We start from the raw sequence: 13,919 nt of genomic DNA on the forward strand, positions 1-13,919 counted from the left end.
AGCGCGGTCCTGCCGCCGGGACTGAGCGGCTATTCCGGCAGCGCGGCGATCTGCGCGGCGACGCCGTCGAACAGCCGGTTCAGGCCGCGGTCGAACCGCTCATCGGCTGAGTACGCGCGGCCGAAGCTTGCCAGGGCCGCCCACCGGTCACCCGCGCCAAGCAGCTCGGCGACGTGCGGATAGTCGCCCGAAGCCACGAGCGCGTCGAGGTATGCCGCGACATGCGGCCCGGCCTCGTCCGGCACGGACTCCAGGCCCGGTTCGAGGTCGGTCTTGAGCACGAACCCCGCGACGTACTCGTCGACGGCCGAGATGAGGTCCATCCGGTCACTCGGCGGCAGCCCGGTCGAGGCGACGGCGGCGAGCGACTGCTCGAAGTGGAGCAACGCGTGCGGGCCCCCGGCGCCCGCACCGGCGCCGGCGGTGTCACCGGCCGCCTGAGCCAGCCCGCTCAGCGCCCACGGATGACGGCGGAACATCGCCCGCGTGCGGTACGCCAGCGCGGTGAGCGCGGCCCGCCAGTCCCCAGTGGGCAGTTCCCCGGCAGGCACCAGCTGCTCGGCCATGATCGCGTCGAGCATGAGCGCCCGCAGCTCGGCCTTCGAGCGTACGTAGTGGTAGAGGGTCATCGTCCCGGCGCCCAGCTCGCTCGCGATGCGGCGCATCGTCGCGGCCTCGAAGCCCTCCGCGTCGGCGATCGCCAACGCCGTGGCGGCGAGCTGCTCCCGCGTCACCTTGGGCCGCCGCGACGGGCGGGACCAGAGCAGCTGGGCGGACTCGTCCTGGGCCATTCGCACAGCGTACCGGCGGCCGGTTGCCAGGCTGATTCGTACGGAGTACGGTTTTGTCGTACGACGTACGAGAGGAGTGAAAGTGATCGAAGTATCCGGGCTCGTCAAACGCTACGGCGACACCGTCGCCCTGGACGGGTTCGACCTCGTCACACCGGCCGGATCGGTCTGCGGTCTGCTCGGGCCGAACGGCGCCGGGAAGACCACCGCCGTACGCATCCTGGCGACCCTGGTGCGGCCCGACGCGGGTTCGGCTCGGGTCGGCGGGTTCGACGTCGTCCGGCAGCCGGACCGCGTACGGGAGCTGATCGGGCTGACCGGCCAGTTCGCCGCGGTCGACGACGCCCTCACCGGGGCCGAGAACCTCCGCCTGATCGCCCGGCTGCTGGAGCTGCCCCGGCCGCGCGCCCGCGCTCGGGTCGCCGAGGTGCTCGACCGGTTCGGGCTGGCCGACGCCGCCGGGCGGCTGGTCCGCACCTACTCCGGCGGCATGCGCCGTCGCCTCGACGTGGCGGCCAGCCTGCTCGGCACGCCGCGGGTGCTGTTCCTCGACGAACCCACGACAGGACTCGACCCACGAGCCCGCGCCGACGTCTGGGAGCTGGTCCGCACGCTCGTCGCCGACGGGACGACCGTGCTGTTGACGACGCAGTACCTGGAGGAGGCCGACCAGCTCGCCGACGCGGTGTGCGTGATCGATCACGGACGCGTCCTGCGGACTGGTACTCCGGCGCAGCTCAAGGCGCAGGTGGGTGGCCAGACCCTGACCGTACGCGCGGCCGACCAGGCACGCGTACCAGATGTCCTCGCCGTCCTGGGCACCGCTGTCCTGGGTGACGCTGTCCTGGGTGACGCCGTCGCGACCCCCGACGGACTGGTCTCGGCACCACTGACCCCTGGCACGGACGCGGCCGCGGTCCTCGCCGAGGCCGCCGCGGGCCTACATCGGGCCGGGGTGACCGTCGACGAGATCGGCATCCGCCTGGCCAGCCTCGACGAGGTCTTCCTCGACCTCACGGAGAAGGAGACGGTCGCATGACCCCGGTCCGCACGCTGCGGCACGGCACCGCACTGGCCTGGCGCAACCTGGTGAAGTTCCGGCACACGCCCGATCAGCTGCTCGACATCACGCTGATGCCGATCACGTTCGTGCTCATGTTCGTCTTCCTCTTCGGCAACGCCGTCTCCGGCGACTGGCACGCGTACCTGCAGTTCGTCATTCCCGGCATCGCCGTGCAGGCGTTGATGTTCGCCACCCTCGGCAGCGCGATCTCGCTGAACACCGACATCCGCACCGGCGTCTACGACCGGCTCCGCAGCCTGCCCATCGCCCGCTCGGCACCATTGATCGGGCACATCCTCGGCGACACCGTGAAGTACGCCCTCGCCGTGCTGCTCGTCTTCGGCGTCGGGGCCGCGCTCGGCTTCCGCGTACACAATGGACTGGCCGGAGTGGGCGCGGCGGCCGCGCTGATGCTGGTGTTCGCGCTGGCCGTCTGCTGGATCGCGACGCTGATCGGGGTCGTCGCCCGGGCGGCCGAGACCGTGCAGGCGCTCAGCCTGGTGCTGATCTTCCCGCTCACCTTCGGCAGCAACGTGTTCGTGCCGACCGGGAAGCTGCCCGGCTGGCTGCAGGCCTGGGTGAAGATCAATCCCGTGACGCAGGTGTCGGACGCCCTGCGAGGGCTGCTGCTCGGTACGCCCACCGGCCCGGCCGTCACCCGGTCGCTGCTCTGGAGCGCCGCGATCATGGTCCTCTTCGCACCGCTGGCGGTCCTGGCATATCGACGAGAGCCTCGCTGAGGGTCTCGCTGAGGTAGCGATCCAGCAGCCCCAGCGCGTCCTCGTACGCCACCGCGCCGGCCAGCACGTGCAGGCGCAGTCCGTCGAGGAGCGCGATGAACCGGCGTACGCCGTCGGGGGCGGGCCGGCCGGTCAACGGCTCCCCCACCCCCGGCGCGCCGCCGCTCAGGATGCGGCCGACGACGTCGAGCAGCCCCGCGTGCGCTGGACGCAGCGCTTCGGCGATCGCCGGTTCGTCGGCGGCCCGCCCGATGAAGGCCAGCGCGACCTTCGCGTTCGCCCGGCTCTCCTCGTCATGCGGCAGGTACGCCGCCGCCACCGCGTGCAGCACGACGGCGGGATCGGACACGTCCGCACCGGCGAGCCGGGCCTGCACCGCCCGGGTGAAGCGCTGGTGCACCGTGAACGACAGCCAGTGCCGCATGGCGTACCGGAGCATCTCGTCCTTGGACGCGAAGTAGTGCTGCACCGCACCCATCGAGACGCCCGCCTCCGCCGCCACCTCCCGCAGAGAGACGGCCTCCAGCCCGCGCTCCCCGGCTATCCGCAGCAGCGCCTCGACGATGTGTGACCTTCGTTGCTCGTGGTCGACCTTCTTCGGCATCGCGGCCCAGTATACAATGCGAGTGCATTGTAAAAACGTCGGGAGGGCCGAGATGACGGTCGAATACACCCACAACGGGTCCGCGAAGATCGCGTACGAGACCTTCGGCGACCCGTCCGGCGAGCCCCTGCTGCTGATCATGGGCCTGGACTTCCAGATGGTGTACTGGCCGGACGACTTCTGCCGGATGCTGGTCGACCGTGGCTTCTTCGTCGCACGGTTCGACAATCGCGACGCCGGGCTGTCCGAGCACTTCACCTCGGCCCAGCAGCGGCACCCGATCGCCGCCCTGTTCCGCCGCGACCGGACGCCCGCCTACACCGGGCAGGACATGGTCGGCGACGGGCTGGCCGTCATGGACGCGCTCGGCTGGAAGTCCGCCCACGTCGCCGGGGCCTCGCTCGGCAGCTTCCTCGCCGTCGCCACCGCGCTGGGCCACCCCGATCGCGTCCGCAGCCTGGCCCTGCTGCTGGCGACGCCGTCCGGCATCTCGGCGTCGTTGCGCTACATCCAGTTCGGCTTCGTCGCCAAGATGGGCAAGATCAAGCACCCGGACACCGACGAGGGCGCGATCCAGACGCTGGTCGACATCTCCCGAGCACAGTCGTCGCCCGGCAACCCGGTCGACCTGACCTGGGCGCGGGAGGTCGCCGAGGTCGCGCACAGCCGAGCCCCTCGCGACCAGTCCGGTACGCAGCGCCAGCTGGCCGCCGTCCGGTCGTACCCGGGTCTGGCGGCCCGCCGCCTCGCGATCTCGGCGCCGACGATCATCGTCAACGGCGCGGACGACCCGCTGCTGCGCGGCCCGGCCGCCGCGCGGGCGCTCGCGAAGGCGATCCCGGGCGCGACGGCGAAGATCATGCCGGACATGGGCCACGATCTGCCCGCCGCGCTATGGCCCCAGCTCGCCGAGGACATTGCATCCAATGCGGGTGTGAGTCACTCTTCGTGATTCCGCGCCCGGGCTTTCGTGACTCGTAAGGCGGGTTTTTATTCCGCGACCGTTTCGGTGTCAGAATGTGTTGGTGACCACGGACGAATCGGCTGGTGAGCGGGCCTACCCTGAGCGCGGAAGGGAGCGCCCGTTGCTCACATTGGACCTCACGCCGGCCGAATGGACGGTGGAGGACATCGAGAAGCTTCCTCACGACGGCAATCGTTACGAGCTGCACGAGGGAAGCCTGGTCATCATGTCCCCCGCCATCCTTTGGCACAATCGCGTCGCCTACCGGATAGCGGCCCTCTTCGACCGGGCCGATCGCCTCGCCGCCCACGAAGTCGGGATCAGGTTCGGCGACCGCAGCACCCGCATCGCCGACGTCGCCGTGTTCTCGGGTCAGCCAGACATGCGGCGGGCCCATCACCCGCCGGCGGCGATCGCGATCGCGGTGGAGATCGTGTCGCCGGAGTCGGAGGAGCGCGACGTCGGCTCGAAGCCCGCGAAGTACGCCGCCGCCGGAATCCCCGAGTACTGGCTGGTCCGGTTCCCGGCCGACGACGACGTCAAGGACGCCGACATCACCCGGTTCACGCTGGACGACGGCCGCTATCTCCAGGTCGCCCAGTACCGGCTGTCCGACCTGGAGAAGACCGGACTTCCCGCGGACTAGTACCGCTCGACGAGGTGCTCGCGACCGGCGGGCGGCTCATAGGGATCCGGCCAGTAGTCGGTGACCTTCGTGATCGTCCCGTCGGCCCCGATCTCCAGCCAGACACAGGCGTCCATGCGGTCCTCGGCGACCCGGACGTCGAGCCACAGTGCGGCGTACCGCCCGTCTGCCACGACTCGGCGGACGGCGAGATGCCAGTCGCCGGGGTATTCCACGTTGAACCGGACGAACCCGTCCCGCCCGTGGACGCGTTCGCGAGTCTGCGGCATCTCGTACACGACGTCGTCGGCCAGCAACGCCGACCAGCGCGGCCAGTCCCGCTGCTCCAGGCTGTCCACATAGTCCAGGGCGGTACGCCGGGTCTCCTCGGTGGTGTCCACCCGGCCATCCTCGCCCGCCGGTCTGACATTTCAGTTGACATCAGCCCGGCGCGCCTCGAAGATCGCCGTCATGGTGTGAACCGCAGCCGCTTTTCGTGAGATCGCCCGCCGCGCCGACTGAGCGCACCACGCGGGCGTACGCCTTGCGCGCCGTTCCCTGGAACGCGTGAGGGCGTGGGTGCCATGCGCCCACCACCGGCTGTTCCTCCTGCACCCCACTGCTGCCGACCCTGGCGTGATCATGTCCGGCCTGGCCGGATCACGCCTAGGGCGGATCAAGGGAGTTCACACCGTGAGTACCATCGGGCTGGCCGCCCAGATCGAGGCCACCGCCACGATGCGCGATCGCATCGAGATGCTCAGGAAACTCAAGGCCGCCGGCGTCGGACTGCTGGCCGCGCTGGCCGCGTTGACCGTGCTGGAAGGCCTCATCCCCGCGACCACCGCGGTCGCGTTCGCCACGCTGGTGTCCCGGCTGGACGCCGTCGTCTCCGGCGACGCCGCCGTGGCCGTCACCCCACTGCTGCTGTATCTGATCGTCGTGCTCGCCGGGTACGCCCTCGGCGTGCTCCGCGAACCTCTGCGCTACCTCGCCCAAACCCGGATCGACGGGGAACATCGGGCTCGGGTCGCCCAGCTCACCAGCACCAGCGACACCGTCGGAGCGTTGGAGCGTCCCGAGGTGCAGGCGCTGATCTGGCAGACCCGGGCCGATCCGGAGAGCTTCATCGAGGGGACGCCCGGCCCGGGAGTGCTCGTCCAGCTCGAACTGCTCGGGCGGCTGCTGGCGATGGTCAGCGCGGGCGTCGTCCTCGCGGCGTACGCGTGGTGGCTGGTCCCGGTGTTGGTCGTCGCCGGGCTGGCGGCCGAGCGGCTGTATTCGCGGGAGGCCAAGCGGCGGCGGCTGGTCTGGCGGCGGTCGATCGCGCCCGGCATGCACGCCGACGTGTGGGCGAACGCGATCGTCTCGCCCAGTGAGGGCAAGGAGGTCCGGGTCTTCGGGCTCGGCGACTGGGCCGTCGGGCGGATCCAGCATCACCTGCGGCTGGCGTTCAATCCGATGTGGACGCATGGGCGGCGTACGCTGGCGAGCCTCTGGCAGCCCGCGCTGATCCTCACGGTTCCCCTGCTCGCGGCGTACGCCGGAGTGGCGCTGGCGGCCGTGCGGGGTGAGGCCACGGTCGCCGTCGCGGCCGCCGTGTTCGCCGCGTCGACGGCCGTCTACCAGGCGCTCACCGAGAATCCGCACTTCACCGTCAACACCGTGCACTGCATGCGGGCGTACGAGCAGCTGAAGGTGGAGCTGGCGACCCCGGCCCCGGCGGAGCGCGTCGCCGAGCTGCCGGAGCGGCCGGTGATCCGCTTCGAGAACGTCGGCTTCCAGTACGCCGGAACCACCCGGCCCGTGCTCGACCGGCTCGACCTGGAGATCCGGCCGGGCGAGTTGCTCGGCGTCGTCGGGCTGAACGGCGCGGGCAAGTCGACGCTGATCAAGCTGCTGGCGCGGCTGTACGAGCCGACCGCCGGGCGGATCACCGCCGACGGCCTCGATCTGGCCGGCGTGCCGGCCGAGGTCTGGCGTCGCCGCTTGTCCGTCGTCTTCCAGGACTTCGTGCGCTATCCGTTGTCGGTGGCCGACAACGTCGCGCTGGGCAACGGCGGTGTGCCCCGGGACGAGGCGGCGTTGACGGCCGCCGCGGCGGACGCCGGGCTCACCGGTGTCCTCGACCGGCTGCCGCTGGGCTGGGACACTCCCCTGTCCCGCTCGCGGACCGACGGCGTCGACCTGTCCGGCGGGCAATGGCAGCAGGTCGTGCTGGCCCGCGCCCTGTACGCCGTGCGTACCGGGGCGGAGGTCCTCGTGCTGGACGAGCCGACGGCGCATCTGGACGTGCGTACCGAGTTCGAGGTGTTCGACCGGCTCGCGGCGCACAAGGGAGACGCCACCGTCGTGCTCATCTCGCACCGGCTGTCGACCGTACGCCAGGCCGACCGCATCGTGCTGCTCGGCGACGGCCGGATCACCGAGTCCGGCCGCCACGACGAGCTGATCGCCCACGGCGGCGCGTACGCCGAGATGTTCGCCCTGCAGGCCGAGCGATTCCGGCGGGGCTTCGACGATCGCCTGGAGGAAGGTGACGTGCGGTGAATCGGAGTTATCTGCGGCTGCTCGGCGACGTGCTTCGGCTGTCGTGGCGGCACTATCCCGGGGCCACGGCCGCGCTGCTCGCCGTCAAGGCGGCCTCGGCGGGAACGACGCCCGCGCTCGCACTGGCCCTCGGCGCGGCGATCGACGGGATCATCCGCGGTGACCGGACCTCCGCCGTGGCCGGTGCGACCGTGGCGGCGCTCGTCTTCGGCGTCACCGTCTACCTGAAGGATCTGAGCCGGAATCTCGACGCGATGCTGGTCGACCGGCTGGGCGCGCTGCATCTGCGACGCGACGTCGAGACCCGGTTGGCCGGGCTCGCCGGGCTGGGCCATCTGGAACGCACCGACCTGCTCGACCGGGTGACCCTGCTGCGGGGGTTCGGCTGGCGGATGAGCGCGTCGCTGTGGACCGCTGTGATCGCCGTCTTCGTCGGCCTCCGGTTGATCCTGCTGCTGGCCGTGCTCGGCACGGCGGTCACTCCGTGGCTGCTGCCGCTGGTGGTGTTCGCCGCCGCGCCGATCTACTTCGAACAACGCGGCCAGCGGACCACCTTCCAGGCCGAACTGGACACTGCTGAGGCGTACCGGCTCCAAAGGGAGCTGTTCAACCTCGCCACCGGACCGGCCGGCGGCAAGGAGATCCGCGTGTGCGGGGCCGGCGACCAGCTCGCCGAGCGGCAGCGCGCGGCGTGGGCGGAGGCCTTGGCCACTCGCTATCGCGCGCGGGCCAAGGCCGCCGCCGGCAACCTGGCCGGGTGGGCGCTGTTCACCTTCGGGCTCGGCGCCGGGCTCGCGCTGGTCGTGTACCGGGCCGCACGCGGCGAAGGCACCATCGGCGACCTCGTCCTGGCGGTCACGGTCGCCGCGACGCTGCGCGACGCGTTGCAGGACGCGCTGTCCGGGGTCTCCGAGGCGATGGCCGGTCGTACGCTCGCCGACCCGTATCAGTGGCTCCAGGAGTACGCGCAGACCGCCGACCGCCCCGGTACGCTGCCCGCCCCGGCCACGCTGCGGGAGGGCATCGTCCTCGACCGGATCTCGTTCGCCTATCCGGGTTCGGACCGCCGAGCCTTGGACGAGGTCAGCTGCCGGATGCCCGCCGGCTCAGTCGTGGCCGTCGTCGGCGAGTACGGCTCCGGCAAGTCCACCCTCGTCAAGCTGCTGACCAAGTTCTACCAGCCGGACGAGGGCCGGATCGAGGTGGACGGGACGGATCTGGCCGATGTGGACACCGCGCGGTGGCGGGCCGGGTCGAGTGCGGCGTTCCAGGACTTCGGCCGGTTCCACGTACGCTTCCGCGACGCGATCGGACTCGGCGACCTGCCCCGGCTGCACGATGACGCCCGAGTGGCGGCCGCCGTCCAGGCCGCCGACGCCGACGGGTTCGCCGAGCGGCTGCCGGACGGGCTGGACACTCAGCTCGGCCGGGCGTACGGGGGCGTGGAGTTGTCCGAGGGCCAATGGCAGAAGACCGCGCTGGCCCGTGCTTCGATGCGTACCGAACCGGTGCTGTTCGTGCTCGACGAGCCGACGGCATCGCTCGACGCGCCCAGCGAACACGCCATCTTCGAGCGCTACCTCGCCCGTGCACGGCGGCTGGCCGGGCGTACCGGGGCGATCACGGTGGTGGTCTCGCACCGGTTCTCCACCGTCGCCGGGGCCGACCACATCCTGGTGCTCGACCAGGGCCGCCTGGTGGAGCAGGGCACCCACGCCGACCTGCTGGCCGCCGGCGGCCGGTACGCCCGCCTCTACGGGATCCAGGCGGACGCGTACGCCGAGGCCTGATACCGCCGGGGGCGTGTCACATCGGCCCGCCCCCGGCCCCCTGCGCGGGGAGGTCGCTCTTGTGCGCCTTGACCACGACCGCCATGACCACGGTCGCGACGCCGAGGATGATGCCGGCCCAGAGGAACGCGATGGTGTAGCCGTGCACCGCCGCCTCGGCCTGGGTCTGCTGCGGCCGCAGCACGACACCCGCCGCGTGATCGGTCAGGTACGCCGTCACCGCCGACACGAACAAGGTGTTCAGCAATGCGGTGCCCAGGGACGCGCCGACCTGCTGGGTGGCGTTGAGCGTGGCACTGGCCGCCCCGGCGTCGTGATCGGCGACCCCGATCAGGGCGAGGCTGGACAGCGGCACGAAGATCGAGCCGAGCCCGAGGCCGAGCAGGATCTGGGCGGGCAGCACGTGCGACACGTACGCCGTGTCGACGCCGATCTGGGTCAGCCACAACAGCGCGACCGTGGCGAAGACCCCACCGGTCACCATGAACGCCTTCGGGCCGACCTTCGGGACGAACTGGCTGGCCACCGCGGCCGCGACGAAGACGCCGGCGCTGACCGGCAGCGCCGCCAGACCCGCCTTCATCGGCGAGTACCCCAGGGTGCGCTGGAAGTAGAACGTCATGAACAGGAACGAGCCGAACAGGCCGGCCCCGACGAACAGGCTGCCCAGGTACGCCCCGCCCCGGTTACGGTCGAGCAGGATGCGCAGCGGCAACAGCGGATTGCGTACGCGCATCTGCAGGAACACGAAGACCGCGACGAGCAGCACCCCGCCGACGAGGAAGCCCAGCGTCACCGGCGCGTCCCAGCCGTCGGTGGCGGCCTTCGTGAAGCCGTAGACGATCGAGGCCAGCCCGACCGTCACCACCACCGCCCCGGGCACGTCCAGCGTGGTATTGCCGTGTGCCCGGCTCTCCGGGACGACGGCGAGCGCGGCCAGCATCGCCAGCAGCGCGATCGGGATGTTGACCAGCAGGCACCAGCGCCAGTTGGCGTACTCGGTGAGGACGCCGCCGAGCAGCAGGCCGACGGCCGCGCCACCGGCCGCGATGGCGCCGTACACGGCGAACGCCTTCGACCGCTCGTGCACCTCCGTGAACAGGACGGTCAGCAGCGCGAGGCTCGCCGGGGCGAGCAGCGCCCCGAACGCGCCCTGCAACGCGCGGGCGGCGAACAGCGTGGCACCGTGCTGCGCCAGGCCGCCGAGGCCGGAGGCCAAGGCGAAGCCGACCGCTCCGGCGATGAATGTCCGTTTCCGGCCCCAGTAGTCGGCGATGCGCCCGCCGAGCAGCAGGAAGCCCCCGAACGTCAGCGTGTACGCGGTCACCACCCACTGCCGGTCGGGGTCGCTGATCCCGAGGTCGGCCTGCGCCTGCGGCAGTGCGATGTTGACGATGGTGGCGTCCAGAACCACCATCAGCTGAGCTACGGCGATGACCGCGAGCGCGAGCCAGCGCCGCGGATACTCCGAGATCGGTGCGCCCGACCGGGTCGCCTGCACAGTGTCCACGGTGAATCCCCCTCGCCGTGTCGGGCAGAACCCCAATCCTTCTCGGGTCGGTCCGGCTCCGGGGCGAGACGGGAATTCCTACCGTCGTTTCCGGTTTCACCGCCGCAGATGCGGGAGTTTCGCGCCGTCGATCACGGTGCCGCGCTGACCGAGGACGCCCCTGAGCCGCTCACGCCGCGTTCACAATGCTCAGGTCTATGCGTATGTCCTGGTCAGCCGATCGGCTCGACCTCGTCCGGCGCGACGGTGATCAGGGCGAGTGTGCGGCCGTCGGCGTCGGTGAACTCCACCTCGTAGGCCGCGGCCGGCTCGGTGTACACGTCGACGACCGCGCCGACCGCGCCCGCGCTCAGACCGTCCTGCGGGCGGTCGGCGCGTAGCCGGACCGAGGTGAACAGTTCCATGCCGCCTCCGTGGCAGTCCGCTGTAGCAGTCGTCGGTAGCAGTACAGATCAGGGGAAGGAGATGGTGACCAGGCGAGGCACCGTCGCGCCCGGATCCACGATCCACGCCGTACGCACGGTGATTGTGCCATCCGGGCCGGTCAGCGGGACGTCGGCGTTCCAGCGCTGGCCGAACTGGTCGGCCCGGCCGACGATGTGCTCGGCGTCCTGTACTCCGGTGCGGATCTGCTGCTCGACCGAGGCCGCGTCCTCCGGCCCGAGCCCCGTACGCGAATTGATGACCCGGAACTTGTTGCCGCCGACGGGGTGTTCGGGGTTCATCGCGTAGTCGGTGATCTTCCGGCTGTCGATCTCGACGTTGTCGAAGTTCGGCTCCTGCGGACGTCCCTCGCCCCCGCCGTCACCTCCACTGTCGCCGCTACCGTCGCCGCTTCCGCCGTCACCGCCGCCGGAGCCCGAAGCGGTCGACAGCAGCCAGCCCGACAACGCGCCCATCCCGGCGATCGCCGCCCAGCCCTCGGCCGAGATCGCCAGGCCGCTGCCGAGCGCGCCGCCGCCGGCCAGTGCCAGCCCGAGCCCGCCCGGCGGGAACATCGTGATCAGCGCGGCCAGCCCGAGCACGAACAGGACGGCCAGGATCGCACCGGCCAGCGCGTCGAGGACGTGGAAGTTCTGGACGGGCGACCGATCCAGGTCGGTGCCGGTGATCGCCAGGAACAGCGCGTACGCCCCGCCGACGAGCGCGCCGACCCCGGATATGAGCCGCAGTTGCGCCCGGGCGGCGACCTCGCCGCTGGGGTTGCGGCGGGCCTGCGGCAGGGCGCGTACGCCGACGGAGAGCTGCCAGCCGAGCCAGGTCAGTCCCACCGCGAGGAGCCCGATCAGCAGCCATGATCCGACGGTCGAGGTGAGCACGTCCTGCACGAACGAGGTGAGCTTGAAGTCGCCGAGGAAGAAGAACAGCGCCACCGGGACGAGCAGCAGCAGCCACAGCAGGACGAGGGGCCAGCGGGGTTTCAGCCGGAGTGCGCGCAGCACCTCCCCGGGCGGTGGGACGCGTCGCCAGGCGTCCGGGGTGCTGGCCGTCCCGATCTGCGCCCGGACCTTGGCCAGGACGCCCAGGAACTCGTCATCCGCCGGTCCGGCGGCGGCCGAATAGGCCAGCGATCGGCGTACGCGGGTGAAGCGCAGCGCGATCGGAGCAGTCCACACCGGACTGAGGAAGGCGAACTTCGCCAGCGTCGCGCTGTCGCCCCGGGCGAAGACCGCCGGCAGCCGATCGGCCGCGCGGGCGAGATCACGGCGGTCGAAGAAGGCCGCGACGCCGAGCGCGATCAGCGGTAGCACTCCGAGGATGTGACCGACCAGGAGAAACGGGGTGGCCGCCAGGTCGCCGAGCGTACTGCGGCCCGTCACGATCAGGTCGTAGTTCGACGCGGCGTGCAACCCGCCGACGCCGAGCATGGGCAGCACGCCGAGCAGCCGGAACACGCCTCGACCTCGCAGCAGCAGGCCGACACCGAGGCCGCCGACCGCGCTCCAGACCAGATGCTGGTAGGTCTCCGCGTCGGTGGCGAACGACAGGAAGTCCGAGGTCGCCGGGGCGGGCAGCCAGGACAGCAGGGTGGTCTGCGGCCCCGGGATGAACGTCGCCGACAGCCCACTGGGAATCAGCCAGCCGCCGCCGACGCCCGCCGCGCCGCCGGGTTTGTGGCTGAACCGCAGGACCGCCTCCAGCAGGCCGAATCCCGCGCCGAGGGCCGCGCCCAGCACGACGTGGTCGGTCAGGCCCCACTGACGGCGTACGCGGACGGCGAGGAGGCCGAGCAGCAGCAGCGGGGCGAGTTTGACGACCTCCTCGATGAACGGGTCGACGGTGTACCCGGCGACGTCGACCACGGTGGACAGCGACCGGCCGGTGACCGCCGCGACGGCCCGGGTGTACGCGAGCTGCAGGACGAGCGCCACCACCCCGCAGCCGTAGAGCCCGACGGCGAGCGCGGCGAGCAGCGTGCCGAGCCGGACCGACCGGCCGCCGAACCAGCCGAACACCGCCAGCTGCAGTACGCCCCAAGCCGCGGCGAGCGCCATGAACGCGGTCATCGAAGAGCCCCCCAGGTCGGCGTCGATGAGCAGCCCTCATGTTAACGGCGGCACACCAGCCTGTCCCGAGTGTCCACTAAGGCCGGTCCTCAGGGCTCGAGGAGGAAGGCCCGGATCAGTTCGGCGGTCTCGTCGGGACGCTCCTCCGGAATGGCGTGCCCGCAGTCGAGGTGGGTCACCGTGAGGCTGCCGCACTCGGCGCGCCACCCGGCGACGTACTCGAATTCCGCGGCGCGGTCGCGCATGGCGAGCACCAGCAGCGTCGGCACACCGGGCGGCGGGATCACGGCGGGCCGGGCCAGCTCCGACCACAAGGTCACGGTCGCCGGATGCCGTTCGGCCGCCGCCCGGGCCAGGGCGATGCGCGGCGGCACTCCGATGCCCGGGTCGAGCAACACCAGCCGGCGTACGCGATCCGGCGCGTACCGGGCGAGGTGCACCGCGATCGAGCCGCCGAGCGAGTGGCCGACGACGTCGGCCCGGTCGACCCCGGCGGCGTCGAGCGTCGCGAGCAGGTCGGCGACCTGGTAGTCCAGCGTCCACGGCGGCTCCTGCGGCGAGCGGCCGAATCCCCGCAGGTCGGGGGCGAGCACCCGGAAGCCGTCGAGCCGCTTGGCGATCTCCGCCCATCGGCCGCCGTTGCCGGTCATGTTGTGCAGCGCGACGATCGGACGACCGGCTGCCGGGCCGAATTCGTGCAGATACAGCGCCATGCCCAGCAGGGTAGCCGCCGACGCGACACCGGTCTGCCCGCTGACGACCCGGCCAACTCACT

General features: G+C 71.4%; 13 protein-coding genes. 6 read left to right on the plus strand and 7 right to left on the minus strand.

Translation table 11 applies throughout. The annotated features are described in order from the left end of the window. Positions 1–29: 29 nt before the first annotated feature. Entirely contained in the window at positions 30–791 is a 762-nt protein-coding gene (locus AB0M47_RS09695; protein WP_363411166.1) for a TetR/AcrR family transcriptional regulator, read from the minus strand. 82 nt (positions 792–873) lie between these two features. Here AB0M47_RS09695 and AB0M47_RS09700 point away from each other — a divergent pair, with 82 nt between their 5' ends. Next, positions 874–1,830: an ATP-binding cassette domain-containing protein gene (locus tag AB0M47_RS09700; RefSeq protein ID WP_363411169.1), complete on the plus strand. Its 957-nt coding sequence runs from the start codon at positions 874–876 to the stop codon at positions 1,828–1,830. Continuing rightward, positions 1,827–2,594 carry an ABC transporter permease gene (locus AB0M47_RS09705; RefSeq protein WP_363411172.1) on the plus strand — a complete coding sequence of 256 codons (768 nt, stop codon included), beginning with the start codon at positions 1,827–1,829 and terminating at the stop codon, positions 2,592–2,594. The genes AB0M47_RS09700 and AB0M47_RS09705 overlap by 4 nt, the downstream gene beginning before the upstream one ends. Here the strand turns inward: AB0M47_RS09705 and AB0M47_RS09710 are convergent. Next, a complete protein-coding gene (locus AB0M47_RS09710) occupies positions 2,539–3,198 on the minus strand; it encodes a TetR family transcriptional regulator C-terminal domain-containing protein (RefSeq protein ID WP_363411175.1) in 660 nt (219 codons plus the stop codon). The genes AB0M47_RS09705 and AB0M47_RS09710 overlap by 56 nt on opposite strands. A gap of 52 nt (positions 3,199–3,250) precedes the next feature. Between AB0M47_RS09710 and AB0M47_RS09715 the strand changes: the two genes are divergently transcribed. Together AB0M47_RS09715 and AB0M47_RS09720 are read left to right on the plus strand one after the other, a co-directional pair. Then, positions 3,251–4,150, plus strand: a complete 900-nt coding sequence (locus tag AB0M47_RS09715; RefSeq protein ID WP_363411178.1) for an alpha/beta hydrolase — start codon at positions 3,251–3,253, stop codon at positions 4,148–4,150. Positions 4,151–4,283: 133 nt separating this feature from the next. Then, complete coding sequence (locus AB0M47_RS09720; protein WP_363411181.1) at positions 4,284–4,808, plus strand: Uma2 family endonuclease; 525 nt, start codon at positions 4,284–4,286, stop codon at positions 4,806–4,808. On the opposite strand, the gene AB0M47_RS09725 is transcribed toward AB0M47_RS09720, so the two are convergent. Continuing rightward, complete coding sequence (locus tag AB0M47_RS09725; protein WP_363411184.1) at positions 4,805–5,188, minus strand: nuclear transport factor 2 family protein; 384 nt, start codon at positions 5,186–5,188, stop codon at positions 4,805–4,807. The two genes, AB0M47_RS09720 and AB0M47_RS09725, sit on opposite strands and share 4 nt — an antisense overlap. Positions 5,189–5,480: 292 nt before the next feature. Between AB0M47_RS09725 and AB0M47_RS09730 the strand changes: the two genes are divergently transcribed. Together AB0M47_RS09730 and AB0M47_RS09735 are read left to right on the plus strand one after the other, a co-directional pair. Then, positions 5,481–7,337, plus strand: coding sequence for an ABC transporter ATP-binding protein (locus tag AB0M47_RS09730; RefSeq protein WP_363411187.1), 1,857 nt, complete (start codon positions 5,481–5,483; stop codon positions 7,335–7,337). Further along, positions 7,334–9,127, plus strand: a complete 1,794-nt coding sequence (locus tag AB0M47_RS09735) for an ABC transporter ATP-binding protein (RefSeq protein ID WP_363411190.1) — start codon at positions 7,334–7,336, stop codon at positions 9,125–9,127. Before AB0M47_RS09730 ends, AB0M47_RS09735 begins: the two co-directional genes overlap by 4 nt. A gap of 16 nt (positions 9,128–9,143) precedes the next feature. Here the strand turns inward: AB0M47_RS09735 and AB0M47_RS09740 are convergent, their stop codons facing one another. The 4 genes from AB0M47_RS09740 to AB0M47_RS09755 all read right to left on the minus strand — a co-directional run bounded on the left by AB0M47_RS09740 (position 9,144) and on the right by AB0M47_RS09755 (position 13,857). Then, the gene (locus AB0M47_RS09740; protein WP_363411193.1) at positions 9,144–10,637 is read right to left on the minus strand and encodes an MFS transporter; all 1,494 of its coding nucleotides are present in this window, start codon (positions 10,635–10,637) and stop codon (positions 9,144–9,146) included. 212 nt (positions 10,638–10,849) lie between these two features. Then, on the minus strand, positions 10,850–11,041 hold the full coding sequence (locus tag AB0M47_RS09745) for a DUF4926 domain-containing protein (protein WP_363411196.1): 192 nt from the start codon (positions 11,039–11,041) through the stop codon (positions 10,850–10,852). Between the two features lie 48 nt (positions 11,042–11,089). After that, positions 11,090–13,144 (minus strand): DUF6883 domain-containing protein, encoded by a 2,055-nt coding sequence (locus tag AB0M47_RS09750; protein ID WP_363411199.1) that lies wholly within the window; start codon positions 13,142–13,144, stop codon positions 11,090–11,092. 89 nt (positions 13,145–13,233) lie between these two features. Then, positions 13,234–13,857 (minus strand): alpha/beta fold hydrolase, encoded by a 624-nt coding sequence (locus AB0M47_RS09755; protein ID WP_363411201.1) that lies wholly within the window; start codon positions 13,855–13,857, stop codon positions 13,234–13,236. Between the last annotated feature and the right edge of the window lie 62 nt (positions 13,858–13,919).

The organism is Hamadaea sp. NPDC051192 (assembly GCF_040682475.1).
Taxonomy (GTDB): domain Bacteria; phylum Actinomycetota; class Actinomycetes; order Mycobacteriales; family Micromonosporaceae; genus Hamadaea; species Hamadaea flava.